The organism is Rhodanobacter ginsenosidimutans, assembly GCF_042655685.1.
Taxonomy (GTDB): domain Bacteria; phylum Pseudomonadota; class Gammaproteobacteria; order Xanthomonadales; family Rhodanobacteraceae; genus Rhodanobacter; species Rhodanobacter ginsenosidimutans.
Genome location: NZ_JBHSMM010000001.1, coordinates 751,868 through 776,112 on the forward strand (window position 1 = coordinate 751,868; position 24,245 = coordinate 776,112).

Here is a 24,245-nt window from a genome sequence, read left to right on the forward strand (position 1 = left end):
AGCTAGCCAGCTGGCACCTCGGCTACCGGACCGTCATGCCGCGTTCGCTTCCACCATCAACCCGCGCCGGCTGCGCGGCAGGTGGCTGACCAGAAACTCCATCTGGTCGGCCAGGATGTTGCGGTTGGACAGGATCAGGTGCTCCACCCAGCTGGGCCGGTATGGCACCGCCAGCAGCGGCATGTTGGCCTGTTGCGGCGTGCGGTTGCTCTTTTTCAGGTTGCAGGCCACGCAGGCGCTGACCACGTTCTCCCATTCGTCCTTGCCCTGGCGCGACAGCGGCAGCACGTGGTCGCGGGTGAGTTCGGCACGGGTGAAGTGGTTGCCGCAGTACAGGCACAGGTGGCGGTCGCGGGCGAACAGGGCGGTGTTGGTCAACGCCGGCGCCGGGTCCACCGCGTGGTCGCGGCAGTGGCCGGTGCTGGCGACGATCGGATGCAGGTGCAGCAGGCTCTGCGCGCCGCGCAGGCGGTTGATGCCACCGTGGACGGTGAGGCAGGGGTCGCCCAGGGTCCAGGCCACGGCCTCGCGGACGTACAGGCAGACGGCGTCCTGCCAGCTGATCCAGTCCAGGATGCGGCCGGATACATCCAGCGACAGCACCCGGGTTGCCTGGAGATCAGGCTGATTCGTTACTTCCATCAGCATGTACGGATTCCTTCAGCGGTAGCGAAAGAGCGTTTGCGCGATGCAGTCGGCAGCCAGCATAGACCAAATGCCCCTTCCATCGCGTGCAAGCCACTGTCTCTACAAGGGCTTGCCCCGATTCCCGACGTGCATCGGCGCTGATATAGTTGCCCATCAACACAGACCCCGACGCCGGGTTTGGTAGGGGGCGCTTCGGTGGCGACCCCGGCACGGCGGGGTAGAGGTAAGTAACGTGGCTGAAATCCTTTTCTACGAGCGTCCAGTTCCGCTCAATCGCAACGAACACAAGAATCTGCGGCTGAAACCGCTTGAGAGCCTGAAATTCGCGCTCAACGCGCATTCGGTGCCCCTGACCGGTGCCGAATTCGCCGTGGCCGCGCGCGACCTGATGATCGTGTTCGGCGGCAAGACCATTGCCGAGGCCGGCCCGATGGCGGTGCTGGGCCTGCGCGAGAACGAAAACCTCTATGTGGACGCCGAGGGCAAGTGGGAGAGGGACACCTACATCCCCGCGTTCGTGCGCCGCTACCCGTTCGTGCTGGCCGAGAAGCCGGCCGGCACCGAGGGCGATGATTTCACCGTGTTCCTGGACGAGGCCTACAGCGGCTTCAACCCCAGCGAAGGCGAGCGCCTGTTCCAGGAAGACGGCACCAACAGCGAGATGCTGACCAAGGCGATCGGCTTCCTGGGCGAGTTCCAGGACCAGGTGTCGCGTACCAAGTGGTTCATGGAGCAGCTCGTCAAGCACGACCTGCTGGAGTCGCGCAGCCTGCGGCTGGAGAAGGGCGGCAAGACGATCAACCTCAACGGCCTGTTCATGGTCAACGAGGACAAGCTGCGCGCGCTGGACGCCACCGTCACGCAGGAGCTGCTGGTCAGCGGCGCGATGGGCTGGATCTACGCGCACCTGCTTTCGTTGATCAACATCGATCGCGTGGCCCAGCGCCTGAGCCAGCGCGAGCTGACCGAAGCGGCCAACAAGACCACCAACTGAGCGACCCGCGCTCCCACGACCCACGGGAAGGAACAGGCTTTCGCTCCCCTCGCTTGCGGGGGAAGCTGCCCGCAGGGCTGAAGGGGGCGCTCTTCGGCTGTCGTGAAACCAACAGCAGCGCAGCCTTGCCGCGCACCCCCATCCGCCTTCGGCACCTTCCCCCGCAAGCGGGGGAAGGAACGGCAGGCTTTCGCTTCCCCTGCTTGCGGGGGAAGCTGCCCGCAGGGCTGAAGGGGGCGCTCTTCGGTTGTTGTGAAAGCCAACAGCAGCGCAGCTTTGCCGCGCCCCCCCATCCGCCTTCGGCACCTTTCCCCGCAAGCGGGGGAAGGAACAGCGGGTTTTCGCTTCCCCCCGCGCAGCGAGGGAAGGAGCGGGCTTTTGCTTCCCCCGCTTGCGGGGGAATGATCGGCTGCGTTGTCGGGTAGCCGCTCAGCCCACGGGCTTGGCCAGCCGCAACAGGTCCGTGGCATAGCCCGCCGCCGCATACAGCGCCCGCGCGCGCTCGTTGCCGGGGAAAACGGCCAGCGTCAGCAGCCGGCAATCGTGTTCCGCCGCCCACGTTTCGGCATGCGCAAGCAAGGCCTTGCCCACGCCTGTGCCCTCATGCGTCGAGGCGACGGCCAGATCCGAAATGTGGCAGTTGCTGAAACCGGTGAAGAAATCCACTGTGCGTTGCAGGTGGATGAACCCGGCCCGCTCGCCGTCGGCGTCCTCGGCCACGAACAGGTAGCTGTTGGGTGGCTGGTCGTCCAGATGCCGCAGCAGGTCGCGGCGGATCCCGCCGATGCATGCCTCCCTGCGCCGCCACGGCGGCAGCGTGAAATTCACGAAGCGGGTGACCTGCGCAAGGATGAAATCACCGTCTTCCTCTTCGGCCAGGCGGATCAGCAGGCTGGTGTCGGTCATGGGTCCATCAGACAGGACTGAAGCTGTCGTTTCTACACCTTGCCGCCGCGGCGCGGTAGCCCGAACGGTGTGGGTTATCTTGAAAAGGCCGCTGCCGCGACGGATCGTGCGGTGAATCATCGAAACCCACCAAGCCAGGGAGCTCTTCATGTCGACCACCCGCCGCCTCCACATCAAGCCCGAAGCCGACACGGCGTTTTCGCAGGGCCTGGATGACATCCAGCGCGACCTGAAACTGCCGTCGGCGTTTCCACCGGAGGTGGAGGCGGCCGCGGTTGCCGCCGCGGCCCAGCCGCGCTGGCCGGCGCTGGATCGCAGCGAGATCGCCTTGGTCACCATCGACCCGGCAGGTGCGATGGATCTGGACCAGGCCATGTATGTGGAGCGCACCGAGGGCGGCTACCGCGTGTACTACGCGATTGCCGATGTCGCCGCCTTTGTCAGTGCGGGCGACCCCATCGATCTGGAAGCGCACCGGCGCGGCGAAACGCTGTATGGCGGCCAGACGAAGATTCCGTTGCACCCCAAGGTGCTGTCCGAGGATGCTGCGTCGCTGCTGCCGGATCAGCTGCGCCCCGCATTGCTGTGGACGATCGAGCTGGACCATACCGGCGAAGGCATCGCCGTCGACGTGCGGCGGGCCAAGGTGCGCAGTCGGGCGAAGCTCGACTACGACGGCGTGCAGAAGCTCATCGATGCGGGCACGACCGAGCCGATGTGGGCGGTGCTGCGCGAAATCGGCGAGCTGCGCCGCCGGCGCGAGGTTTCCCGTGGCGGCGTCAGCCTGCCGCTGCCGGAGCAGGAGGTGGGCGTGGTGGACGGTCGATGGGAGCTGGCCTTTCGCGCGCGCCTGCCGCTGGAGGACTGGAACGAGCAGATCTCGCTGCTGACCGGCATGGCTGCCGCGCATCTGATGGTGCAGGCCGGGGTCGGCATCCTGCGCACGCTGCCGCCGCTCGATCCGCGCTCGATCGAACGCCTGCGCGTGACGGCGCGAGCGCTGGCCATCGACTGGCCGGCCGCGCTCGATTACCCCGGCTTCATCCGTTCGCTGGATCCCTCCAACAGCTTGCACGTGGCGATGCTCACCGCCTGCACCAGCGTGTTGCGCGGAGCCGGCTACGCCGCCTTCAACGGCACACTGCCGGAGCAGTCGATGCATTCGGCGCTGGCCGCGCAATACACCCACGCCACCGCACCGCTGCGGCGGCTGGTGGATCGGTACACCGGCGAGATCTGCGTGGCCTTGTGCGCGGGGCAACCCGTGCCGGCATGGGTGCTGGCGGCGCTGCCAGGGTTGCCGACCACCATGCAGTCCTGCGGTCATCGCGCCGGCCAGTACGAAAGCGCGGTGCTCAACCTGGCCGAGGCGGTGGTGCTGGCGTCGCGGGTGGGTGAAGTTTTCCCGGGAGCCATCGTGGAGGTGGATCACGAGGACCCGCACAAGGGCACGGTCATCGTGCGCGAACCGGCGATCGAGGCTGGCGTTTCCGGTACCGGCGCGCTGCCACTCGGTGCCGACGTCAAGGTGAGCCTGGTGGAGGCCGATCCGGTCAGGCGGGTGGCGCGTTTCGCGCTGAACCGCTGAGCAAGACGCCGGGCTCGATCACGGCGTGCGTTCGCGGATGGCCCGCGAGAAGTCGTCCGTCGCCCGCGTGCTTCTCGCCCGCTCGGTGATCCGGCTGCGTTCGCGCAAGACATCCACCGGCACGCTGCGATCCACTGCGCCCACCTTGTGCAGGTACTCCGGCAGGTAGCCGGTGAGCAGCAGGCGGATGTCCCACGGCAGGCCCGGTGCGATCTGGCGGGCCATGTCGTAGACGATCGTGGTGCAGTTGGAGGTGAGCGTGTTGTAGAACGTCGGCGTCGTCGCCAGGTGGTTGGCGGCGCGCACGTAGGACAGGAACAGCGCACGCATCGCGGGCTTGTCCATGCGCAGCGGGTAGAGGTAATCGTCCTCGCCGCGCACGTTGGTGCGCACGCGGATGATGTCGTGTTCGTCGGCGGCCACCAGGGTGGTCTCGAACTGCTTGAAGAAACCACCGATCGGCGAGTACTGCTCGTGGCGCTCACGGCGGATTTCCACCGAGAACACCACGTGGCGACCGTCGTCGAAGCCGAACGAGATCATCGCGTGGGCGATCGCCTGGCTGCCCCAGTACGACAGCACGGCGTCGGCGCTGGCGAGGTGGTCCAGGTCGTAGCGGCGGGTTTCCCAATGTGCGTCGTAGTCGGTGTTGCTGCGCCAGGCGAAGTCGCGCACGTTGTGCAACACCACCTGGTTGCCCTCGATGCGGCCGGTGAGCGGGCGCGAGACATCGTCGGCCCAGTCGCGCAGATTGGATGGCGCCATGCTGCTCCACCAGAACAGCAGCAGCGCGTACAGCGCCAGGTAGATGCCCGCCGGAAGCCAGCTGCGACGGCTGATCGCGATGCCGGCCAGCACGATCACCACCAGCGACCAGGCCACGCTGCCCAGGGTCTTCACCACGGTGCCGCCCGGCAACTGGTACCACAGGGCCAGCGCGCCCCACGCGCCCGAGCACAGCGTGGCCAGGGCGAGCAGGCCGACCAGCAGCATCCGCGCGATCATCCTGATTCTCTGCTTCATCACGTCTCGGGCCAGCGATCCATGGCGCCAGCGTGCGACTTCGGCCACGGCAAGGCAATCCGTGCCCGCCTCGCGGCTACACTCGGCCGATGAGTGTAGCGATGCAGCTTTCCCTGCCGGTCCGGGGTCGCGTGATGGCGCGTTGCGCCCTCGTCGCGGTGCTGCTGTGCCTCAATGCCTGCGCGATGGTCGAGGTAAGCCGCGTCAAGCACAACGACTACGCCAACGAGCGGCGCGCCGACGTGATCGGTGCCGCCCGCCTCAGCGACGGCACGGTGCAGGCGCTGAATGTGGTGGCGTTGACCACCGACAGTTGCCAGCGCGAATTCATCGGTTGCACGGACACGGTGGCGCAGTCGCCTGGGCTCACTGACGAGCAGCGGCTTTCGGCCTTGTCCGAGCTGTGGATGGGCCGCGCCATCGACGGTGATCACGCGAACGACAAGACGCCGATGGACGCGGCGACGCTCGACGCATACCTGGAATCCGCGCGCTACGCCTACGCCTATCTGTTCCACACCGAGCGCCCGCTGGCCGCGCGCGCCTTCGACCTGCGCCAGGTGCAGGTGATCGGCTTCTACAACTACGCCGTGCAGCGCGCGGTGAGCCGCTTCTTCGAGGCACTGCCGCAGCTGGGTCGGCAATGGACGAAGACCGAGCTGGCCGGCTGGACGGTGTTGCGCGCCGATACCGACCTGCGCCTGGCCGACGACGCGCGGGTGCCGGCCGAACTCATCCCCGCGGCGGGCCTGCGTTTTCGTGGCCTGCGCAACGTCTACCGACGTGACGGTTTCGGCTCGGACTTCGTCGCCGTCGCACCGCCCCAGGCGCCCGGCCATGACGTGGCATGGCGCGATCCGGATTACGTATCGATGACCGGCGCGCTGATCTTCGACGGCGATACGCTGGCCCAGGTGTTGGCGACGCGGCAGGTGCAACTGGTGGTGCGCGACCCGTATCGCGACGACACCCTCACGATCGCCGGCCGCAGCGTTCCGCTGGGCGCCAACTTCACCGCCGCCTATGGCGTGTGGCTGGCGCGCTCGGGCTTCGCCAGCCAGTCGATCCGCTCGCTGCTGGGGCGCGAAGGCGGCATCCAGACCCCGCGCGTGCTGCTGATGCAGCCGTACGATCCGAACCGTCTGGTGGTGGTGATGTTGCACGGCTTGGCCAGCAGCCCGGAGGCGTGGATCAACGTCGCCAACGAAGTGATGGGCGACGAGGCGCTGCGCCGCAACTACCAGGTGTGGGAGGTCTACTACCCGACCAACGCGCCGGTTGCCGTCAATCTCGCCAACATCCGCAAGGCGCTGGACGCCACGCTGCACCACTACGACCCCACCGGCACGGCGCGCGCCTCGCGGGACATGACACTGATCGGGCACAGCATGGGCGGCGTCATCGCACGGCTGCTGGTGTCCTCCAGCGGCGACAAGCTGTGGGACCTGATTCCGCTGCGGCCGAACCTGCCGGCGGCAAAGCGCGCCCGCTTTCGCGCGCGGCTCAGCCGCTACCTGCAGTTCACCCCGATGCCGCAGGTGGATCGCGCCATCTTCCTCGCCTCGCCGCATCGCGGCACGCCGTATGCGCAGCATCGGCTGGCGCGCTGGATCGGCAACCTGATCCGCCTGCCGGTCGGCGTGCTGAAGGAAATGGCCAGCCTCACCGAACTGATCAAGACCGACGGCGACGAAGGCAACAACGCGCCGCTGCTGCGCATCCCCAACAGCATCGACAACCTCAGTGACACCGACCCCTTCATCATCGCCTCGGCCGGCTTGCCGATCTCGCCGCGCGTGCATTACCACACCATCGTGGGCGTCTACAAAAGCAAGGGACCGCTGCAGGACAGCAGCGACGGCGTGGTGCCGTACAAGAGCGCCCATCTCGACGGCGCCGATTCCGAACTGGCCATACCCTCCTGGCACAGCGTGCAGGAAACCCCGGCGGCGATCCTGGAGCTGCGCCGGATTCTCCGGTTGCAGCTGGAGGCGGTGAAGCACACGCCGTAGCGGGCGTCGGGGGTCCGCCCCGGTCGAAAAAAAGCCCGGGATCGCCCCGGGCTTTTGTCATGGCGAATGCCAGCGATGGATCAGTCGATCGCGGGCAGCGTGTCCACGCCGGCTTCGATCGCCGCCTTGTGCATCAGCGTGCGCGGCAGGATGCGGGCGAAGTAGAACGCGGCGGTGTCGCGCTTGGCCTGCTTGAACGCGGCGGATTGATTGCCGGCCTCGGCGGCCGCCACGCTGCGCGCCCACAGGTAGGCGAGGGTGACGTAGCCGGAGTAGTACAGGTAGTCGGTCGCCGCGGCGCCGAGTTCCTCCGGGTTGGCCGCCACGCGCTGGGCCAGGCTCACGGTGAGGTCGCTCCATTCCTTGGTGACAACGGCCAGCGGGCCGATCAGATGGCGCAGCGCCGCGTTGGTGCTTTGCTGCTGGCAGAACGCGCTGATCTCCTGCAGGAAATGCTTTGCGCCGACGCCCTGCAGTTGCAGGATCTTGCGGCCCAGCAGGTCGGCGGCCTGGATGCCCGTGGTGCCTTCGTACAAGGTGATGATGCGGGCATCGCGCACGAACTGCTCCATGCCGTTCTCGGCGATGTAGCCGTGGCCGCCGTAGATCTGCAGCGCCTCCTTGGTGCACTCCTGCGCCAGCTCGGTGGTCATGCCCTTGGCGATCGGGATCAGGAACGCCACCAGCTCGCCGGCCTTCTGGCGCACTGCTTCGTCGGTGGAACGATGCTCGATGTCGGTCTGCAACGCGGTGTACAGCACCAGCGCGCGCGAGCCTTCGACGAAGGCGCGCTGGGTCAGCAGCATGCGCCGCACGTCCGGCTGCACCAGCAGGTTGTCGGCCGGCTTGTCGGGGAATTTCGGGCCCGACAGCGAGCGCGACTGCAAGCGTTCGCGGGCGTAGTTGAGACTGTTCTGCAGCGCACGTTCGGCCAATGCCAGGCCCTGCACGCCGACCGAAAGGCGCGCCGCATTCATCATGGTGAACATCGCGGGCAGGCCCTTGTGCGGCTTGCCGATCAGGTAGCCCTCGGCGCCGTCGAAGTTCATCACGCAGGTGGAGCAGGCGTGGATGCCCATCTTGTGCTCGATCGCGCCGGCGGCCACGGTGTTGCGTTCGCCCGGCGTGCCGTCGGCGTTGAGCTTGAACTTCGGCACGATGAACATCGAGATGCCGCGGCTGCCTTCCGGCGCGTCGGGCAGGCGCGCCAGCACCAGGTGCACGATGTTCTCGCTGAGGTCGTGCTCGCCCGCGCTGATGAAGATCTTGGTGCCGCTGATCTTGTAGACGGCGTGGCCGTCGGCGTCCGCCGCAGCGGGTTCCGCGCGGGTTTTCAGCAGGCCCAGGTCGGAGCCGGCCTGCGGTTCGGTAAGGCACATGGTGCCGGTCCAGCGGCCGGCCACGATCGGCTTCATGAAGCGCTCGCGCTGCCATTCCTCGCCGTGCATGGCCATTGCGTGGGTGGCGCCCTCGGACAGCAGCGGGTACAAGCTCCAGGCCAGGTTGCCGGACTGGAATATTTCGGTGGTGGCGGTGCCGAGCACGCCGGGCAGCGCCTGGCCGCCGTAGATCTCGGGGTTGGTCAGGCCGGTCCAGCCACCTTCGGCGAAGGCCTTGAACGCTTCCTTGAAGCCTTTCGGCGTGGTCACCGTCTGGGTGGCCTTGTCGAAGTGGCAGCCCTCGGCGTCGGCCGGGCCGTTGGTCGGCGCCAGCAGCTGTTCGCTGAGGCGGCCGGCTTCCTCCAGTACCGCATCCAGCAGGTCGCGGCTGTGGGCGTCGCCGCCGGGCAGCGACAGCAGGGTCTGTTCCGCGCCAAGCACATCGAAAAGCGTGAAGCGCAGGTCATCGAGGGGGGCTTTGTAAGCAGTCATGTCGGTTCCTTGGGAAGAGGGTGCTAGCGGAAGGTGCCGGGCATGCCGGGGACGGGGGACAGCCAGTCCTTGCCGCTGAAATCGAAGTCGCGTGGCGCGTCTTCCTGCTCGGGTTGGGCGCGGGCGCTGCCGCCGATGCGATAGGGCAGCGACCCGCGGCTGCCCTTGGCGGCGACGGCCTGCAGCGTCTGGGTCATCGCCGCCGTGGGCAGGACGTCAAGCTGGATCACGTCGCCGGCGAACGCCGGAATGTCCCGCTTGAAGCTGGCATGCAGCCGGATCGGCATCAGCTCGGCCACCTGCATGCTGCCTTCCAGCACGCTGAAATCCATGCTGGAGTAACTGTTGTTCTGGATGCGCACCGTCAGCTGCCACTGCCCGCCGGGAAGCACCGTCAACTGCTGCACGGTGACCGTCGGCGGAAACACGCTTTTCTTCGGCGGCCCGCAGGCGACCAGCGCCAGGCACAACAGGGCGGGGACGATCCAGCGCAATACGGACATTGCAGATTCTCCAAACGATCGTTTGAACTCTGATTCTAACCATGTTTGGCCGTGCGCACGCCAGTGCGATGTTTATTGGCCAAGCGCAAACAGGCATCATGTTTCTTTTCCTCCGCAGGTTCCATTCCATGCCACGACGTTTCGTCGCCCGCCGTTCTCCCATCCACGGCAATGGCGTTTTCGCTGTCGACACGATTGCCCGGGGCGAGGAAGTCGTCGAGTACAAGGGCAAGTTGCTGACACACGCCGAGGCGGACGAGCTGTATGGCGACGGTGGCGAAACCGGGCACACGTTCCTGTTCACGTTGAACGACGAGTACATCATCGACGCCAACCAGGGCGGCAACAGCGCGCGCTGGATCAACCACAGCTGCGCGCCCAATTGCCGCGCGCTGGTGGAGGAAAATGCCGATGGCGATCGTCGTCGCGACAAGGTGGTGATCGAGGCGCTGCGCAAGATCAAGCCGGGTGAGGAGCTCACCTATGACTACGGCATCGTGCTGGATGCGCCGTATACACCGCGGTTGAAGAAGCTGTGGCAGTGCCTGTGCGGTTCGCCCAAGTGCACCGGGACCTTGCTGAAGCCCAAGCGTCCTCGCGCGGCGTAAAAGACCTTGTAGGAGTGACTTCAGTCGCGATGCTCTTTGCCCGAACTTTTGAGCGAAGCATCGCGACTGAAGTCGCTCCTACAGAAAGACAGTCGGCCACGGACAGCCTCTCGCCTCAATCCTCTTCGACACGCGGCTTCCAGCTCTCCCCGAGCTGCTTCTGCACGGCCGGCGGCACCGCCTCGTAGTGGCTCAAATCAAGGCTGTAGCGGCCGCGGCCGCCGGTCATCGATTTCAGTTCGGTGGGGTAGTCGGTCAGTTCGGCCAGCGGCGCCTGTGCCTTGATCACGCGCTCGCCGCCGCGTTGCGTATCGGTACCCAGGATGCGCGCGCGCTTGGCGGCCAGCGCGCCGGTGACGTCGCCTACGTGGTGCTCGGGCACGGCCACTTCCACGTTCACGATCGGCTCCAGCACGATCGGCTTGGCCTTGCCCACGGCATCGATGAACGCCTTGCGCCCGGCGCTGATGAAGGCCACTTCCTTCGAGTCCACGGCGTGGTGTTTGCCGTCGTAAACGGTCACGCGCAGATCCTGCAACGGGAAACCCGCGATGGCGCCGTGCTCCATCGCCTGGCGCACGCCTTTCTCGATCGCCGGCAGGAACTGGCCGGGGATCACGCCGCCTTTCACTTCGTCGACGAACTCGAAACCGGCGCCGCGCGCCAACGGCTCGACCCGCAGGAACACTTCGCCGAACTGGCCGGCGCCGCCGGTCTGCTTCTTGTGCCGGTGATGGCCATCCGCGCTGGCGGCGATGGTTTCGCGGTAGGCGATGCGCGGCGGGTGCGTGTCCACCTCCACGTCGTAGCGCTCGCGCATGCGTTCCAACATCACTTTCAGGTGCAATTCGGAAAGCCCGCGCACCACCGTTTCATTGAGTTCCTTGTGATGCTCCACCCGGAAACAGGGGTCTTCCTCGGCCAGCCGTGCCAGCGCGTTGGACAGCTTCTGCTCGTGGCCCTTGTGCCGCGTCCGCACCGCCAGGCTGAACATCGGTGACGGGAATGCCAGCGGTGCGAGACTGATGGCATCCTCGTCGTGGGAATCGTGCAGCACCGCGTCGAAGTGGATGTCCTCCACCTTGGAGACCGCCGCGATGTCGCCCGGAATGGCGGCCTCGATCTCCACATGCGTCTTGCCCTGCAGCCGCAGCAGGTGACCGACCTTGAACGGCTTGCGGTTGTCGTCGATCAGCAACTGGCTGTCGCGGCGCACCGTACCCTGCCACACGCGGAACACACCCAGCTTGCCCACGAACGGGTCGTTGACGATCTTGAACACGTCGGCGACCACGTGGCCGGTCGGGTCGGGGCCGACAGGCAACGGCGTGCCGTCGGCGCGCACGAACGGCGGCGGGTTGCCCTCGGCCGGATTCGGCAGCAGCCGCTCGGCCAGTTCCAGGAATTCGCGTACACCCGCGCCGGTGCGGGCACTGACGAAGCAGATCGGCACCAGATGCCCCTCGCGCAGGCATTGCTCGAACGCGTCGTGCAACTGTTGCGGTGTGAGCGCGGCCTCGCCGGCATCAAGATAGACGTCCATCGTGGTTTCGCTGATCTCCACGACCTGGTCGATGATGCGCTGGTGCGCCTCGGCCAGCGACGAGAAATCCGTGACGCCGTCCTTGTGGAAAAAGCAGTCAAGCACGCGGCTGCCGTGCCCGGCGGGCAGGTTCACCGGCAGGCATTCGGTGCCGAATTCCTGGCGCAACGCATCTACCAGAGCGGCCAGGTCGGCGCCGTCGAAATCGATCTTGTTGATCACCAGCATGCGCGCCAGGCCGCGCTGGCGCGCGTGCAACATCATGCGGCGGGTGCCGTGCTCGATGCCGTTGACGGCGTTGACCACGATCGCCGCGGTTTCCACCGCCGCCAAGGCGGACAGGGTGCCGCCGCGGAAATCGTCGTAGCCGGCGGTGTCGATCAGGTTGAGGTGGCAATCGCCGTGATCGACGCTGGCCACGCAGTTGTCGATGGAATGGCCACGGGCTTTTTCCTGCGCGTCACTGTCCGAGATGGTATTGCCGCGCTCGATGCTGCCGGGCGACTGGATCGCGCCGCCGGCCAGCAACAAGGCCTCCAGCAGCGTGCTTTTGCCCGCTGCCGCGTGCCCGGTCAAGGCGATGTTGCGGATGTGTTCCGTGGAATGCGACACGATGCGACCCTCCCAGAAAGGGCGTGGCCTCATGGCATAACGGCGCCGCATGAGGCCGCGCTGGCGGCTGACGATGGCGGGCCGTCATGGTCGCGCATCGCCCGCACGCAGCGAGGACGGTCATGGCGGAAGCGGCAGATGCCGCCCGCCTAGACTTGAGCGAAGCGCGGGTCGGGTCAAGCTGCAGTGCAGGGATGGGCGTGCGGCAAGGCTGCGGAGCGGTCGCGATGCGCGGAAAAACACGCAGTGCCACCGCATCGGTGTGCCCGACATTCCACGCGGCGGGTTCCTAGCGGAACCTTAACCGGCGACGTGATTGCATTCATCTCCCGATCAGGCCCGCACCATGCAGGGCGGCATATCGTCATCGCCTTTGACCATTTCGCGGGGCCGGAAAGGCCCCGATACGCTGAGCCCTCCCCATCCCCGTGGAATCGCCATGAAACGACCATCACTGTTTTTGCTGGCCGCTGTCCTCCTGAGCGGAATGACCCTGGCGGGAACTGTCGCCGCCGCGACCCTGCTCAACGTTTCCTATGACCCCACCCGCGAGTTGTACCGCGATGTGGACGCCGCTTTCCTGGCGCAATGGAACGCCAGCCACCCGGGCGACAAGGCGGCGATCCGGATGTCCCATGGCGGCTCCGGCAAGCAGGCGCGCTCGGTGGTGGACGGCCTGCCCGCCGACGTGGTGACGCTGGCGCTGGCTTACGACATCGACGCGCTGGCCGATCGCGGCCTGCTGGCCACGGACTGGCAGAAACGGCTGCCCGACAACTCCACGCCGTACACCTCGACCATCGTGTTCCTGGTGCGCAAGGGCAACCCCAAGGGCATCCGCGACTGGGGCGATCTGATCAAGCCGGGCGTGCAGGTGATCACGCCCAACCCGAAAACCTCTGGCGGCGCACGCTGGAATTTCCTGGCGGCGTGGGGTTATGCGCGCAAGCTGCCCGGTGGCACCGATGACAGCGCAAAAGCTTTCGTGAAGGAGCTGTTCAAGCACGTGCCCGTACTCGATACCGGTGCCCGCGCCGCTACCAATACCTTCGTGCAGCGCGGCGTAGGCGACGTGTTGCTGGCATGGGAAAACGAGGCGTTTCTGGCGCAGAAGGAGCTGGGCAAGGGAGCCTTCGAGATCGTCGTGCCCTCGATCAGCATTCTGGCCGAACCGCCGGTGGCGGTGGTCGACAGGAACGCGAAGAAGCATGGCACCCAGGCGGTGGCCGAGGCTTACCTGAAGTTTCTCTACACGCCCGCGGCGCAGGAAATCATCGCCAGGAATTTCTACCGGCCGCGGCTGGCCTCGGTGGAGGCCAAGTACGACACGCAGTTTCCGAAGCTGAAATTGTTCACCATCGATGACACCTTCGGCGGCTGGCGCGCGGCGCAAAAGCGCTTCTTTGCCGATGGCGGCGTGTTCGACCAGATCGGCCCGGGCAGCTGACGCATGGCTCGCCAACGACGACGGGTGCTGCCCGGCTTCGGCATCAGCCTGGGCTACGCGCTGACGTATCTTGGGCTGATCGTGCTGTTGCCGCTGGCGGCGCTGGTATGGAAGGCGTCGGCGCTGGATGTGGACGGCTGGCTGCAACTGCTTTCCGCGCCGCGCACGCTGGCTGCGTTGAAGCTGAGTTTCGGGGGGGCGCTGATCGCGGCGCTGTTCAACGCAGTGGCCGGTTTGCTGGTGGCATGGGTGCTGGTGCGCTACCGCTTCCCCGGGCGGCGGCTGATCGACGCACTGGTGGATCTGCCGTTCGCCTTGCCCACCGCCGTGGCCGGCATCGCGTTGACGGCGATCTACGCGCCCAACGGCTGGCTCGGGCAATACCTGCTGCCGCTTGGCATCAAGATCGCGTACGCGCCGGCCGGTGTGCTGGTAGCGATGATTTTCGTGGGCTTTCCCTACGTGGTGCGCACGCTGCAGCCGGTGCTTGAAACACTGGATCGCGATGTCGAAGAAGCCGCCGAAAGCCTGGGCGCCACCCGCCTGCAGACCTTCGTGCGGGTGATCGTGCCGGCCTTGTTGCCGACCCTGCTCACCGGCTTTGCACTGGCGCTGGCGCGGGCGGTGGGCGAGTACGGTTCGGTGATTTTCATCGCCGGCAACATCCCGCTGCGCTCGGAAATCGCACCGCTGCTGATCGTGCAGAAGCTGGAGCAATTCGACTACGCCGGCGCCGCCGCGCTGGGCACTGTGATGCTCGGCTTCTCGCTGTTGCTGCTGGTGGCCATCGCGCTGCTGCAACGCTGGAGCGGGCGTTGGGCGGAGCGCGGCGCATGAATGGCCGGCATGCAAGCCGCCCGTTGAGCTGGCGCCACCGCCTGCTGCGTGGCACGTTGATCGCGCTGGTGATGGCGTTCATGGCTGTGCTGGTGCTGCTGCCGCTGGCGGCAGTGTTCATCGAGGCGCTGGGCAAGGGCGTGGCCGCGTTCATGGACGTGCTGGCGCAGCCCGAGACGGTGTCGGCGATCAAGCTGACCTTGCTGGTGGCGATCATCGCGGTGCCGCTGAACCTGGTGTTCGGCGTGGCGGCGGCATGGGCGATGACGCGCTTCGAGTTTCGCGGCAAGGCGCTGCTGGGCGCGTTCATCGACCTGCCATTTTCGGTATCGCCGGTGGTGGCCGGCCTGGTCTATGTACTGCTGTTTGGCGCGCAGGGATGGTTTGGACCGTGGCTGTCCGATCACGGCGTCACGATCATTTTCGCAGTGCCCGGGCTGGTGCTGGCGACCGTGTTCATCACCTTGCCGTTCGTGGCGCGCGAGCTGATTTCGCTGATGCAGGCGCAGGGCAGCGAGGAAGAAGAAGCCGCGCGCACGCTGGGCGCCAGCGGCTGGCAGATGTTTTTCCGCGTCACGCTGCCCAACATCCGCTGGGCGCTGCTGTACGGCGTGCTGCTGTGCAATGCGCGGGCGATGGGCGAGTTCGGCGCGGTGTCGGTGGTGTCTGGTCACATCCGCGGCCTGACCACCACGATGCCGCTGGAAGTGGAGATGCGCTACAACGAGTACGACTACATGGGCGCCTTTGCCGTGGCCTCGCTGCTGGGCCTGCTGGCGCTGCTGACGCTGGTGGTGAAGGCGCTACTGGAATGGCGCTACGGCGACGAACTTGCCGCGCGTGCTACGCGTGGCCATTGAGAAACAACGCATGACCCTCGAACTGTCCCATCTCCATCGCCGCTACGCCGGCTTTGCCGCACTGGACGACGTCAGCCTGCGCATCGAACCAGGTGAGTTCCTGGCGCTGCTGGGTCCATCCGGCTCGGGCAAGACCACCTTGCTGCGCATCCTGGCAGGGCTGGATTATCCCGACAGCGGCAGCGTGCGTCAGAACGACCGCGATCTGTTGGCGGTCGACGCGCGGCAGCGCAAGGTGGGCTTGGTGTTCCAGCATTACGCCCTGTTCCGCCACCTTACGGTGAGCGAGAACGTGGCGTTCGGCCTGCGCATCCGCCCGCGCAAGTCGCGTCCCAGCCGCGCGGAGATCAACGAGCGCGTGGAGCGACTGCTGAAGCGCGTGCAACTGGACGACCTGGGCAAGCGCTACACCAGCCAGCTTTCCGGCGGCCAGCGCCAGCGCGTGGCATTGGCGCGCGCACTGGCCGTCGAGCCGGACCTGCTGTTGCTGGACGAACCATTCGGTGCGCTCGACGCACAAGTGCGCGTGGCACTGCGCCGCTGGCTGCGCAATCTGCACGAGGAGCTGGGCCTGACCAGCGTGTTCGTCACCCACGACCAGGAGGAGGCGCTGGAGCTGGCCGATCGCGTGGCGGTGATGAATCGCGGCCGCATCGAACAAATCGGCACGCCGGAGGCGATCTACCAGCAGCCGGCCACGCCGTTCGTGTGCGAGTTCATCGGCAAGAACAACAGGATTCCGCTGCAGCGCGCGAACGGCGTGTTGACCGGCGGGCAACGGCAACTCGGTGCCGATCCCTGGCCGGGCAACGCCGTCGGCAGCGCCATCGGCTACGTGCGCCCGGAACATCTGCTGGTGTCGTCGGCGCCAGCAGCGGATGGCTGGGCCGCGCAACTGCGGCACATCTACCTGGCCGGCGGCGTGGCGCACCTCGAGCTGGATGTGCCCGCGCTGGGGCAGGTGCTGGAGGCGGACATGTCCAGTGACGAGGTGGCCCAACGCGGCCTGCAGCCGGGGCAATCGCTGGTCGTGCAACCACGACTGATCACCGCGTTTCCGCTCGACGCAGAAGGTGAAGCCAATGTGGCCGCGCGCCACGTGCTGCAGCCGCAAGCTGCTCCGTAGACAGAGCAACCCCTCGCCGTTAGAGCGGGCCTGTGCGGGATGCTCTTGCCGTTTTTGTAGGAGCGACTTCAGTCGCGATGCTTTTTGGTTTCGTGTAGCCATAGAGCGAAAAGCTTTAGATCGCCTACGGCGTTCGAGTCACTTTCTCTTTGCGTGCTCAAAGAGAAAGTAACCAAAGAGAAAGAGCACCCCGCTTGCGTACCTTGCGGGCATCCTGCCCGCAAGGTACGCGGTCGGGCTACGGGGTTTGTCGACAGCACATCCTGTGCTGACGCCAAACTGGTTCGCATCCATGCGAACCACCCTGCGGGCTGATCCTTCGCCCGCCCGCCGCTTCAGAGGGGCCCCGGGTAAAGCAGCGCGCCATCGTGGCGCGCACTCGGTGCGCAGCGACGTTGCCGCTGCGAGAACGCCGCAGCGTGAAGCCTCTGCTTTTTTCCTCACCTTCCGATCGCCCTGAGCGTAGCCGCGCAGCGGCGGAGTCGAAGGGTGAAGTCGAGCGGCCCTTCGACTTCGGCCTGCGGCCTACGCTCAGGGAGAACGGTTGAGGTGAGCAGCTTCTGCTTCTGCTTCTGCTTCTGTTTCTGCTTTCGCCTTTGCTTTCGCCTTTGCTTTTGCCTTTGCTTTGGCTTCATCCCGAGTACGGGCCAGGATGGACCGTCGCTCTACCCGGGGCCCCTGTGCGGCGGTGAGGCGGGGGCGACAAGGCCCCGAAGGGGGCATCGGCAGGATGCCGATGCTTTTTCGCCAGCACATGGATGTGCTGTCGAAAAGCATCGCGACTGAAGTCGCTCCCACGAACATCAAGAACATCGCACACAGGGGCGCTCCCACAGAATGCGCGCGAGGAGAAACTGACCCGGCTGCCGTTGGTGCTTTTGCTCTAAACCACGCGGGGAACCAGAAGCGTCGCGGCTGAAGTCGCTCCTACAGCGGGCCCAGTAGCGGCTTTCCTCAAAACGCCAGCTGCGCACGCAGCGCGAAGATCTCCGGGTCCACGCTTGCTCCGCGTCGGTCGCTCCAGGCGCGGATGTAGTTGGCTTGCAGTTTGAAGCCGCGGGGCAGGTACCAGTTCAGGCCCAGCGTCCAGTCGTGCTGCTCGCCGCCGCGCACGACGCCATCGTCCAGGTCCACCGCGGAATAGCGCAGAGCAAACTCCAGTGCGCCCCAGTCGCGGGCGGGCGTCGGGGCGCCGAAGGCGTTGTTGCGATAGCGCCGGGATTCGCCGGTCAGCAGCCAGCTGCCCGATACGTAGTAGCCGTCGCTGCGGTAGTTGCTGCCGATGTTGCGGTGGGCGTCGAGCGTGAGGTATTCGGCTTGCGCCAGCCACGGGCCGTGCAGCCACGCCGCTTCCAGTCCCGCGCGATCGATGCGGTCGACGCCGGTGAGGGTGCCGGTGTCGACCAGGCGGATCGTGGTGAGGTTTACCTCCGGGCGGGCGCGCACACGCGCCGTGCGATCGTCGCGCGCCTCGCGCGAGGCGGACAGCCCCAGGTGAATGACGTCGTTGCCTTCATTGACGGGATTGAACACGGCGCGGGCCGCTGCCGTATTTCCGCTGGCCGCGTCGTTCAGATCGTGGCGACCGAAATACGCCAGCTGGAACGCCCAGCGCGACAGCCCGGTGTACTTCCATTCCAGGCCCAGCCGCCGGCCCTCGTATATCGCCTGGCCGGCGAGGCTGGTTTCCAGGAAAGTGGTGGCGCTGGCCGAGGTGGCGCCATCTTCCATGCCTACCGGCGTCTTGAACTCACCCAGCCGGAAATTGCCGATGCCGGTGGTGGCGCCCAGGAACACGTCCTGCCACGCGTTGGACTGGAAGTCGTAGCCCACGTCCGCGTTGAAAACGCCCTTTTTTGCGCCGTACAGAGTGACGACCTGGCGTCGCCAGGTGGTGGCGTCGTCGAAGTGGTCGGTGCTGAACTGGTTGGCGTCGTACTGGAAATTGCCCTTCACGCCGAGCTCGATGCCGTCGTCGAAATGCGCTCGTGTCGGCCACTCGTCGGTAGCGGCGAAAGCATAGGGGGCAAGGCCGAGAAGGCTCAGGGCAAGCAGGGTTCTGGTGTGCATGGGGATTCTCGTTGGGGAGCGCCAGCGCTTCATGCGCAGTGGGCACAACGGTATCCAAACGGTTCGCTGACGGAAGTTATCTTCCGTCATGTGGTTATGACGAGGGCGTCAATCGATGTCCCGCGCATCGTGGTGCGGGAACCCGCGCGTGCTGGCGGTGGTCGGGGAAGGGTCGGGTTCAAGCAGGGTTTGCCATGCTGCCGACATCCCTTCGTGGCCGGGACATTGTTATCGCTTCCATGCAGCGGAAAAAAGGTGGCGACTGGAACGATCTGGACGCCGGAACGCTGGCGCTTTTGCGGCGGCGGCGCTGGCGGGTTTCACCGCGCGTGCTGCCATGGAATCGCTGGTTGCTGTGCCTGGTGGCGCTGCTGCACGTGGTGATGGCGCTGATGGCATGGCAGGCACTGCGGCCGGGGCGTCGCGTGATCATGGCCGAGTCGCAACAGGTCCTGCAGGTGCGTTTCATCACGCGCGCGCCGGTGGAAACGGCCGCGCCGCCACCGCCGGTCGTGCCACCCTTGCCGCCGCGGGAGCCACCGGCACGCACAACACCTGCGACCAGGCGCGCGATGACGATTCAGCTGCCGGCCACGCCGCCGGCGCGCAAACCGGTGACCTTGTACGGCCGCGACGGCCAGCCGCTGCTACCCGCCGCGTCGGCCAGCAGTGCAACGCCCGGTTACGTGTCGCACGCGTTGCAGGGTGATCGCCGGATCATGCAGAACAGCGATCCGATCAAGTACAAGGGCACCTCGCTGGACAAGTATTTTCCGCCGCCGGACGAAACCCTGGGCGGTGCCGCGTTGCGGCATGTGGTGGATGCCGTGGTCAAGGACACGGATGTGGACCTGCCGGGCGGCATCCACCTGAAGTGCAAGACGGTCGTGGGCGTGCCCATTCCCGACTGCATCAATCCGCCGCCACCGCCCTCGGCCAAGGATGGCGACGCACGCCTCAGCATGGCGCCATCCAAACCGTTGGCACCCGATCCCAAGGCAGCGAAACCGCCCAGCGTGGAGGCCTGCATCGCAATCTACCGGGCCAACAAACCGTTGCCCTGGGGTTGCCCCACCGACACGCCGAACCGCGCGGTGGATGCCGAGTTGCGTGATCGCGCCGCAGGTGCCGCCAGGGCCCATTGATCGCCGCACCGGCGCGGCGCGCCCGGCTACACTTGCGCCCATGCCCTTGCCGCCTTCGGACCAACCTGCCGGCCCCCCAGCTGATCGTCCGGCACGTGTGCTGATGGATTCGCCGCTGGCGGCCCGCCGCGCCGTTGCCTACCGCCAGCGCACCCGCGTCGAGCCGCGCGAAACGGGTCGCCGCATCGTTGGCATCGTCGGCACGATGCTGGTGCACGTGGTGTTTCTGCTGGTGTTCGTGCTGGGCCCGGCTTACCAGGTGAAACTGCCGCCGGAATCGCAGGAAAAGGCACTGCGGGTGCGGCTGATCGATGCGCCCGAGCCGCCACCGCCGCCGCCCGTGCGCGGCACGCCGCCCAAGGAGATCGGCCCCCGCCACCAGGCCCGCGTGCGACCGACTGCCACGCGTCCGCCCGTGCGCCACACCAGCGCCAGCACGGCGGTGCCGTCGTTGGCGCGCGTCAGTGAAGCGAAGGTCGTGCCCGAGCCTGCGGTGGTCAGCCCGCCCGCGCCGGTTCGCGCGCCGACACCGGACAAATCGGCCGCACCCCTGCCACCGATCAGCCTGCCCACACCCGCACCCGCGCCCGAGTTGCAACCGATACCGCTGGCCGCCGAGCCACCCAGCGTGACGCCGCCGGTGGTGTCGATGCAGCCGCCGGTGCCACCAAAATTCCAGCCCGAGGCAGTGCGCCCGCCGCAGCTCGAAGGCACCGAGCCGATGCCGCCGCCGGCCTCGCTGGCGCTGCCGCCGTTGCCAGCGCAAGCGCCGCCTCCGGTCAGCGCGCCCAGCATCGCGCTGGACGTGAAGGTGCCACGCAGCACCGAGCCGCCCAGCGTGCAGCCGATCCGCGCTACCGTGGCGGCCGCGCCGCCGGTGCCCGACATGCAGGCCGTGCCCTTGCCCGCGCAACCGTCGCCGCAGGTCAACCTGCAGGCGACCTTCACCGTGCCCACGCCGGTGGTGCAGCGCGAAGCGCCGCGGATCGAGGCACCCGCCGTCGAGGTGGCCGAGGCGCAACTGGACGCGGTGCCGCAGACGGCATTGGCGCGTCCGGCCGTGGCGCCGCCGGAAGCGTCGGCGGTGAAGGTGCAGGACACGCGCAAGGCCATGGCGGCGATTGAGCGCCCCGTACTGGCGCGCCCGCAACTCAGCGAGCAACCCGCGCCGGAGCCGGCTGCCGAGGCCAAGCCCGCTGCCGTCGCTGATGCCGAGGCGGCGGCCGCGACGAAGGACAACAGCGCCGCTGACACCAGCGCCCCCGACACCAGCGAGCCCACGGCCAGCGCGGAAAACAGCACCGCCGCGACCAGCAAGGCCGATGCCGGTCGCGACGTCAGCACCGCGCCCGACGCCATCGCGCAAGGCAGCGACACCGCCACGCCGGGCGAGCCCGCGGGCGTCGCCAAGGCGGCCGCCAGTGGCACCGGCCAGCCCGCTCCCACGCAGGCGCAGGGCAGCACGAAAGCGGCCACCGGCAAGAGCCGCGGCGTCGGCGAGCAGGGCGCCGAGCAGGCCGGTGCGGCGCAGGGCGAGAAGCAGGGTGAGCTGGGCGACTACGTGCAGCTGAAACCCCGCGGCGACACCGACGTGATGAGCCACCGTTCTTCCGGCATCACCTACAAGGCGACATCATTCGACAAATACTGGGCGCCGAAGAACGAAAGCTCGATCGACACCGCCCTGCGTCGCGCGGTGGAAAAAACCACCATCAAGCACACCTTCAACCTTCCGCAAGGCATCCGCGTCGAATGCTCCGCCTCGCCGCTGCTGCCGATCGCGCTGCTCGGTTGCGGCAACCCTGACCCGCCGGCCAAGCCGCTGGGTCAGGAGGTGTATCGCCGGCTCAACCTGCCCTCGACCGCGGCGGGTGTGCCCACCGTGCCGGCGCCCGCGGCCAGCGCGCCCAAGCGGGCCATCGTGTTCACCAACGATGCCGAATGCGCCGCCGCCCGCGTCGCCGGCGGCCCGCCGCCGCCCGGCTGCGAAAGCGCCTTCGCGCCTGCGGTCAAACCCGCCGCGCCGGCGCGCTCCTCCAGTTCGTGGGTGCCGGCCAGCGACCAGTTCATCCGGCAATAGGCATCAAAAGGCCTGCTGCGGCCGAACATCGCGACTGTCATCTTCCGGTCAAGAAAACTTCGCAAACTGGGCGTCCGGCGCGCATGCGCGCCACCCTTATCCCTCTTGCCGGAGCCGGTGATGAACAGCCGCCTGATTCGCGACACATCACCGCCTGACGCCGCGGCGCCGGCGGCCAACGATGCGGGCGCGGTGCTGCCCGCGGTGGACCTGGGTGACAACCGCCTGTACATCCATCGCGAGCTGTCGCAACTGCAGTTCAACATCCGCGTGCTGGATCAGGCGCTGGACGAGCGCACGCCGTTGCTGGAGCGGCTGAAGTTCCTGCTGATCTTCTCGCGCAACATGGACGAGTTTTTCGAGATCCGGGTGGCTGGCCTGAAAGGGCAGGTGGCGCTGGATCACGAGATGATCGGCCCGGACGGCATCCGGCCCAAGCGCGCGCTGGCGATGATCAGCGAGATCGCGCATCGGCAGATCGAGCGGCAGTACGCGATCCTCAACGAACGCATCCTGCCGGAGCTGGCGGCGCATGGCATCCGCATCGTTCGCCGCACGCAGTGGACGCACAAGCAGAAGCTGTGGGTGCGTCGCTATTTCCGCGACGAGGTGGCGCCGCTGGTGACGCCGATCGGGCTGGACCCCACCCATCCGTTTCCGCTGCTGGTCAACAAGAGCCTCAACTTCATCGTGCAGCTGGACGGCGTCGATGCGTTCGGGCGCGACTCCGGCCTGGCCATCGTGCCAGCGCCGCGCGTGTTGCCGCGGCTGATCCCGATGCCGCCGGAAATCAGCGATGGCGGCGACAACCACGTCTTGCTGTCGTCGATGATCCACGCCCACGTGGCGGAACTGTTTCCGGGCATGGACGTGCTCGGTTGCTACCAGTTCCGGCTGACCCGCAACGCGGATCTCACGCTCGATCCGGAAGACGTCGAGGACCTGGCGCTGGCGTTGCGCGGCGAGCTGTATTCGCGCCGTTTCGGCGACGCGGTGCGGCTGGAGGTGGCCGACAATTGCCCGAAGGATCTGACCGGCTACCTGCTCAGGCAGTTCGGCCTGACCGAATCGGAGTTGTACGAAGTGAACGGCCCGGTGAACCTGGCGCGGCTGTTCCGCATCGCCACCGACGTCCGCTATCCGCAATTGCAGTACCCACCGTTCACGCCGAGCCTGCCCAAGGCGCTTCGGCATGCCGAGGACCTGTTCCAGGTGGTCGGCAGGCAGGACGTGTTGCTGCTGCATCCGTACGAGTCGTTCACGCCGGTGGTCGACCTGCTGCGCCAGGCGGCCAAGGACCCGCAGGTACTGACGATCAAGCAGACGCTGTACCGCACCAACGCGAACTCCGAGATCGCCGACGCGCTGGTCGATGCGGCACGCGCCGGCAAGGAAGTGACCGCGGTGGTCGAGCTGCGCGCGCGTTTCGACGAGGAGTCCAACCTCAGCCTCGCCTCGCGCCTGCAGCAGGCCGGCGCGATGGTGATCTACGGCGTGGTGGGCATCAAGACGCACGCCAAGCTGATGCTGATCCAGCGCCGCGAGGGTCGCGGGCTGGTGCGCTATGCGCACATGGGCACGGGCAACTACCACACCGGCAACGCGCGGCTGTACACCGATTACAGCCTGCTCACTTCCGACCAGGCGCTGTGCGAGGACGTGCACAAGTTGTTCAGCCAGCTCACCGGCATGGGCAAGGTGCTGCACATGAAGAAACTGCTGCATGCACCGTTCACGCTGAAGAACGGCCTGCTGGAGCTGATCGCGCAGGAGGCCGCGCATGCCGCGGCCGGCAAGCCGGCGCAGATCATTCTCAAGATCAATGCGCTGACCGAACCCAACGTGATCCGCGCGCTGTACAAGGCCAGCATCGCCGGCGTGCAGATCGACCTGATCGTGCGCGGCATCTGCGCCCTGCGCCCCGGCATCGAGGGCGTTTCCGAAAACATCCGCGTGCGCTCGATCATCGGCCGCTTCCTCGAACACAGCCGCATCTACTGGTTTGCCAACGATGGCGAGCCGCGGGTGTACCTGGCCAGTGCCGACCTGATGGAACGCAATCTCGATCGCCGCGTGGAAGCCGCGTTCCCGATCGAAGGCAAGAAGCTGCAGCTGCGCGTGTTCAGTGCATTGCAGCGCTATCTCGCCGACGACACCGGCGCGTCACTGCTGCAGCCCGATGGCGACTATCTGCGCCTCGCCGCGCCCGAAGCGATGCCGGGCCGGCACGCGCAGGCGGAGATGCTGGAGAGGTTGTGCGGCAGCTGAGTTCGCCGCCAACCACTGTAGGAGCGGCTTCAGCCGCGATGCTCCTGCTTCGAGTCCGCGAGGCAAAGAGCGTCGCGGCTGAAGCCGCTCCTACAGGGTGCAGC

General features: G+C 66.9%; 18 protein-coding genes. 11 read left to right on the forward strand and 7 right to left on the reverse strand.

The features are described from left to right. Positions 1-33 precede the first annotated feature (33 nt). Positions 34-648 (reverse strand): HNH endonuclease, encoded by a 615-nt coding sequence (locus ACFPK0_RS03185; RefSeq protein WP_056082056.1) that lies wholly within the window; start codon positions 646-648, stop codon positions 34-36. 232 nt (positions 649-880) lie between these two features. Here ACFPK0_RS03185 and ACFPK0_RS03190 point away from each other — a divergent pair, with 232 nt between their 5' ends. After that, positions 881-1,642 (forward strand): SapC family protein, encoded by a 762-nt coding sequence (locus ACFPK0_RS03190; RefSeq protein ID WP_056082053.1) that lies wholly within the window; start codon positions 881-883, stop codon positions 1,640-1,642. A 429-nt stretch (positions 1,643-2,071) separates the two neighbouring features. Here ACFPK0_RS03190 and ACFPK0_RS03195 read toward each other — a convergent pair whose 3' ends face one another. Further along, positions 2,072-2,548 (reverse strand): GNAT family N-acetyltransferase, encoded by a 477-nt coding sequence (locus ACFPK0_RS03195; RefSeq protein WP_056082050.1) that lies wholly within the window; start codon positions 2,546-2,548, stop codon positions 2,072-2,074. Between the two features lie 148 nt (positions 2,549-2,696). Here ACFPK0_RS03195 and ACFPK0_RS03200 point away from each other — a divergent pair, with 148 nt between their 5' ends. Beyond that, entirely contained in the window at positions 2,697-4,136 is a 1,440-nt protein-coding gene (locus ACFPK0_RS03200) for an RNB domain-containing ribonuclease (RefSeq protein ID WP_377338308.1), read from the forward strand. 18 nt (positions 4,137-4,154) lie between these two features. Here ACFPK0_RS03200 and ACFPK0_RS03205 read toward each other — a convergent pair whose 3' ends face one another. Further along, complete coding sequence (locus tag ACFPK0_RS03205) at positions 4,155-5,141, reverse strand: Lnb N-terminal periplasmic domain-containing protein (protein WP_377340226.1); 987 nt, start codon at positions 5,139-5,141, stop codon at positions 4,155-4,157. Positions 5,142-5,260: 119 nt separating this feature from the next. Here ACFPK0_RS03205 and ACFPK0_RS03210 point away from each other — a divergent pair, with 119 nt between their 5' ends. Then, complete coding sequence (locus ACFPK0_RS03210) at positions 5,261-7,171, forward strand: esterase/lipase family protein (protein WP_377338310.1); 1,911 nt, start codon at positions 5,261-5,263, stop codon at positions 7,169-7,171. A gap of 80 nt (positions 7,172-7,251) precedes the next feature. Here the strand turns inward: ACFPK0_RS03210 and ACFPK0_RS03215 are convergent, their stop codons facing one another. Both ACFPK0_RS03215 and ACFPK0_RS03220 read right to left on the reverse strand, forming a co-directional pair. After that, the gene (locus ACFPK0_RS03215; protein WP_377338312.1) at positions 7,252-9,042 is read right to left on the reverse strand and encodes an acyl-CoA dehydrogenase C-terminal domain-containing protein; all 1,791 of its coding nucleotides are present in this window, start codon (positions 9,040-9,042) and stop codon (positions 7,252-7,254) included. Between the two features lie 23 nt (positions 9,043-9,065). Then, complete coding sequence (locus ACFPK0_RS03220) at positions 9,066-9,545, reverse strand: hypothetical protein (RefSeq protein ID WP_056082035.1); 480 nt, start codon at positions 9,543-9,545, stop codon at positions 9,066-9,068. 128 nt (positions 9,546-9,673) lie between these two features. Between ACFPK0_RS03220 and ACFPK0_RS03225 the strand changes: the two genes are divergently transcribed. Beyond that, the gene (locus tag ACFPK0_RS03225; RefSeq protein WP_377338314.1) at positions 9,674-10,153 is read left to right on the forward strand and encodes an SET domain-containing protein; all 480 of its coding nucleotides are present in this window, start codon (positions 9,674-9,676) and stop codon (positions 10,151-10,153) included. A gap of 115 nt (positions 10,154-10,268) precedes the next feature. On the opposite strand, the gene fusA is transcribed toward ACFPK0_RS03225, so the two are convergent. After that, complete coding sequence (fusA, locus tag ACFPK0_RS03230; RefSeq protein ID WP_377338316.1) at positions 10,269-12,308, reverse strand: elongation factor G; 2,040 nt, start codon at positions 12,306-12,308, stop codon at positions 10,269-10,271. Between the two features lie 439 nt (positions 12,309-12,747). Here fusA and ACFPK0_RS03235 point away from each other — a divergent pair, with 439 nt between their 5' ends. From ACFPK0_RS03235 to ACFPK0_RS03250, 4 genes are read left to right on the forward strand one after another with little or no spacing between them, the layout of a single operon-like run. Further along, complete coding sequence (locus ACFPK0_RS03235) at positions 12,748-13,755, forward strand: sulfate ABC transporter substrate-binding protein (protein ID WP_377338318.1); 1,008 nt, start codon at positions 12,748-12,750, stop codon at positions 13,753-13,755. Between the two features lie 3 nt (positions 13,756-13,758). Beyond that, on the forward strand, positions 13,759-14,592 hold the full coding sequence (gene cysT / locus ACFPK0_RS03240) for a sulfate ABC transporter permease subunit CysT (protein ID WP_377338320.1): 834 nt from the start codon (positions 13,759-13,761) through the stop codon (positions 14,590-14,592). Continuing rightward, positions 14,589-15,452, forward strand: coding sequence for a sulfate ABC transporter permease subunit CysW (gene cysW, locus ACFPK0_RS03245; RefSeq protein ID WP_377338322.1), 864 nt, complete (start codon positions 14,589-14,591; stop codon positions 15,450-15,452). The genes cysT and cysW overlap by 4 nt, the downstream gene beginning before the upstream one ends. A 10-nt stretch (positions 15,453-15,462) precedes the next feature. Then, positions 15,463-16,578, forward strand: a complete 1,116-nt coding sequence (locus ACFPK0_RS03250; RefSeq protein ID WP_377338324.1) for a sulfate/molybdate ABC transporter ATP-binding protein — start codon at positions 15,463-15,465, stop codon at positions 16,576-16,578. Between the two features lie 954 nt (positions 16,579-17,532). On the opposite strand, the gene ACFPK0_RS03255 is transcribed toward ACFPK0_RS03250, so the two are convergent. Beyond that, entirely contained in the window at positions 17,533-18,648 is a 1,116-nt protein-coding gene (locus ACFPK0_RS03255) for an OprO/OprP family phosphate-selective porin (RefSeq protein ID WP_377338326.1), read from the reverse strand. A 239-nt stretch (positions 18,649-18,887) separates the two neighbouring features. On the opposite strand from ACFPK0_RS03255, the gene ACFPK0_RS03260 reads away from it, so the two are divergent. From ACFPK0_RS03260 to ppk1, 3 genes are all read left to right on the forward strand, one after another. Further along, a complete protein-coding gene (locus ACFPK0_RS03260) occupies positions 18,888-19,793 on the forward strand; it encodes a hypothetical protein (RefSeq protein ID WP_377338328.1) in 906 nt (301 codons plus the stop codon). A gap of 103 nt (positions 19,794-19,896) precedes the next feature. Beyond that, positions 19,897-21,873 carry a hypothetical protein gene (locus ACFPK0_RS03265; RefSeq protein ID WP_377338330.1) on the forward strand — a complete coding sequence of 659 codons (1,977 nt, stop codon included), beginning with the start codon at positions 19,897-19,899 and terminating at the stop codon, positions 21,871-21,873. Positions 21,874-21,993: 120 nt separating this feature from the next. After that, the gene (gene ppk1, locus ACFPK0_RS03270) at positions 21,994-24,141 is read left to right on the forward strand and encodes a polyphosphate kinase 1 (RefSeq protein ID WP_377338332.1); all 2,148 of its coding nucleotides are present in this window, start codon (positions 21,994-21,996) and stop codon (positions 24,139-24,141) included. The last annotated feature ends 104 nt before the right edge of the window (positions 24,142-24,245 follow it).

Excerpts from the sequence above, each read along its gene's own strand:
- ACFPK0_RS03185 (WP_056082056.1), bottom strand. The coding sequence starts at position 648 with ATGCTGATGGAAGTAACGAATCAGCCTGATCTCCAGGCAACCCGGGTG.
- ACFPK0_RS03195 (WP_056082050.1), bottom strand. The coding sequence starts at position 2,548 with ATGACCGACACCAGCCTGCTGATCCGCCTGGCCGAAGAGGAAGACGGT.
- ACFPK0_RS03200 (WP_377338308.1), top strand. The coding sequence starts at position 2,697 with ATGTCGACCACCCGCCGCCTCCACATCAAGCCCGAAGCCGACACGGCG.
- ACFPK0_RS03205 (WP_377340226.1), bottom strand. The coding sequence starts at position 5,141 with ATGATCGCGCGGATGCTGCTGGTCGGCCTGCTCGCCCTGGCCACGCTG.
- ACFPK0_RS03210 (WP_377338310.1), top strand. The coding sequence starts at position 5,261 with ATGCAGCTTTCCCTGCCGGTCCGGGGTCGCGTGATGGCGCGTTGCGCC.
- ACFPK0_RS03215 (WP_377338312.1), bottom strand. The coding sequence starts at position 9,042 with ATGACTGCTTACAAAGCCCCCCTCGATGACCTGCGCTTCACGCTTTTC.
- ACFPK0_RS03220 (WP_056082035.1), bottom strand. The coding sequence starts at position 9,545 with ATGTCCGTATTGCGCTGGATCGTCCCCGCCCTGTTGTGCCTGGCGCTG.
- ACFPK0_RS03225 (WP_377338314.1), top strand. The coding sequence starts at position 9,674 with ATGCCACGACGTTTCGTCGCCCGCCGTTCTCCCATCCACGGCAATGGC.
- ACFPK0_RS03235 (WP_377338318.1), top strand. The coding sequence starts at position 12,748 with ATGAAACGACCATCACTGTTTTTGCTGGCCGCTGTCCTCCTGAGCGGA.
- cysT (WP_377338320.1), top strand. The coding sequence starts at position 13,759 with ATGGCTCGCCAACGACGACGGGTGCTGCCCGGCTTCGGCATCAGCCTG.
- cysW (WP_377338322.1), top strand. The coding sequence starts at position 14,589 with ATGAATGGCCGGCATGCAAGCCGCCCGTTGAGCTGGCGCCACCGCCTG.
- ACFPK0_RS03250 (WP_377338324.1), top strand. The coding sequence starts at position 15,463 with ATGACCCTCGAACTGTCCCATCTCCATCGCCGCTACGCCGGCTTTGCC.
- ACFPK0_RS03255 (WP_377338326.1), bottom strand. The coding sequence starts at position 18,648 with ATGCACACCAGAACCCTGCTTGCCCTGAGCCTTCTCGGCCTTGCCCCC.
- ACFPK0_RS03260 (WP_377338328.1), top strand. The coding sequence starts at position 18,888 with ATGCAGCGGAAAAAAGGTGGCGACTGGAACGATCTGGACGCCGGAACG.
- ACFPK0_RS03265 (WP_377338330.1), top strand. The coding sequence starts at position 19,897 with ATGGATTCGCCGCTGGCGGCCCGCCGCGCCGTTGCCTACCGCCAGCGC.
- ppk1 (WP_377338332.1), top strand. The coding sequence starts at position 21,994 with ATGAACAGCCGCCTGATTCGCGACACATCACCGCCTGACGCCGCGGCG.